Origin of the sequence: Inquilinus limosus MP06 (assembly GCF_000767795.1) — a bacterium.
GTDB classification, from domain to species: domain Bacteria; phylum Pseudomonadota; class Alphaproteobacteria; order DSM-16000; family Inquilinaceae; genus Inquilinus; species Inquilinus limosus_E.
Genome location: NZ_JANX01000888.1, coordinates 1 through 1707, shown reverse-complemented (window position 1 = coordinate 1707; position 1707 = coordinate 1). Strand labels below are relative to the sequence as shown.

Sequence of the window (1707 nt, the reverse complement as noted above, 5' to 3'; positions counted from 1 at the left end):
CCGCCGACATGTCCGAGGCCGGCCTGCCCGATCATGCGCAGCACGGAGCCGCGGATCTCCGCCGCCGCCCCGGCCAGGACGCGCGCCCGCCCGGCCCCGTCCGCCGCGGCGATGCGCGCCGGGTCGAGGACCGCGTCGGGGACGAATGGGGGCGTTGGGGTCGAGCACCGCTCCTCCGGATTGAATAATTATTCATAGTCAGATTTAAATTCATGCTATCCACGAGTCAGAGGTGCGTCAAGCCGTTCTGCCCGGCCATCCGGGCGTTCACTCGAAAGGATGACGCCGCTTGACGCTTCCTCTCCGTTGCGAGCCTTTTCCGAAGTCCGACACCGTCATTGCGAGCGCAGCGAAGCAATCCATGCATCCGCTCGGTGCGGGACGATGGATTGCTTCGTCGGCTTCGCCTCCTCGCAATGACTGTGAGGTGTGCTGTGAAAAAGCCACGCGCGCCGCGCAGCTTCCGCTTGACCGGATATCGACCGGCGTCTGAATAATTAGGCTGTGATGCATAAATTTTCGAGCCAGCCGAACCGGCAACCGATGATCGAGGCAGCCTTCCGATGAGCCGCGTCAACGAGCTTCGCCTGATCACCCGGGTGGCGCAGATGTACTATGTCGACCGGCTGAAGCAGTCCGACATCTCGCAGCGGCTGCACATCTCGCAGGCGACGATCTCGCGCCTGCTGAAGCGGGCCGAGGATGAATCGATCGTCCGCATCACCATCAACGCCCCGCGCGGCACCTATGTCGACCTGGAGACGGGGCTGCGCGACCGCTTCGGCCTGGCCGAGGCGATCGTCGCCGAATGCGGCGAGGACCGCGAGGATTCGATCCTGGCCGGCATCGGCGACGCCGCGGCGCATTTCCTGGAGACGACGCTGGACCCCGGCGAGATCATCGGCATCTCGTCCTGGAGCGCGTCGCTGCTGCGCATGGTCGACGCCGTCAACCCGCTGAAGCGGGTGGCGGCCGAGCGGGTGGTGCAGATGCTGGGCGGCATGGGCAACCCCGCGGTGCAGGGTCACGCCACCCACCTGACCACGCGCCTGGCCCAGCTGACCGGGTCGCAGCCCCAGCTCCTGCCCGCCCCCGGCGTCGCCGGATCGGCCTCGGCCAAGCGCGCCCTCCTGGCCGACCCCTATGTCCGGGCGACGATGGAGCAGTGGCGGCGCATCACCCTGGCGCTGGTCGGCATCGGTGCGGTCGAGCCGTCGAAGATGCTGGCCAACAGCGGCAACGTCTTCACCGGCGCGGAGCTGGAGGCTGTGGCCGGGAACGGCGGCGTCGGCGATATCTGCCTGCGCTTCTTCGGCGCCTATGGCGCCCCGGTGCAGACGCCGCTGGACGAGCGCGTGATCTCGATGTCGCTGGACGAGATCGGCACCATCCCGCGCATCGTCGGCGTCGCCGGCGGTGCCCGCAAGGTGGCGGCGATCCGCGGCGCGCTCCTCGGCCGCCACATCAACATCCTGATCACCGACCGCTTCACGGCGGAGAAGCTGCTGGCCCAGTCCGACAACGACTTCGCCCGCTAGACGCAAAAGCACATCCGGGAGAGACCCCATGCCCCGCTTCACCGACAAGACCGTCGTCATCACCGGCGCCAGCCGCGGCATCGGCGCCGCCATCGCCCGCCGCTTCGCCGCCGAGGGCGCGTCCGTGCTGCTGGCCGCCAACGAGCCGAGCGTCGCCGAGGCCGCGGCC

The 1707-nt window shown here is 68.4% G+C and carries 2 protein-coding genes; both read left to right on the top strand.

Annotated elements, in window-relative coordinates:
• Positions 1-563 precede the first annotated feature (563 nt).
• Positions 564-1538, top strand: a complete 975-nt coding sequence (locus P409_RS33630) for a sugar-binding transcriptional regulator (protein WP_034848931.1) — start codon at positions 564-566, stop codon at positions 1536-1538.
• A gap of 28 nt (positions 1539-1566) precedes the next feature.
• Positions 1567-1707, top strand: a 141-nt coding sequence (locus tag P409_RS37505) for an SDR family NAD(P)-dependent oxidoreductase (protein ID WP_152613689.1), incomplete at its 3' end; no start/stop codon positions are given.

Bases quoted from the DNA above. Each gene is read 5' to 3' on its own strand.
- P409_RS33630 (WP_034848931.1), top strand. From the start codon at position 564: ATGAGCCGCGTCAACGAGCTTCGCCTGATCACCCGGGTGGCGCAGATG.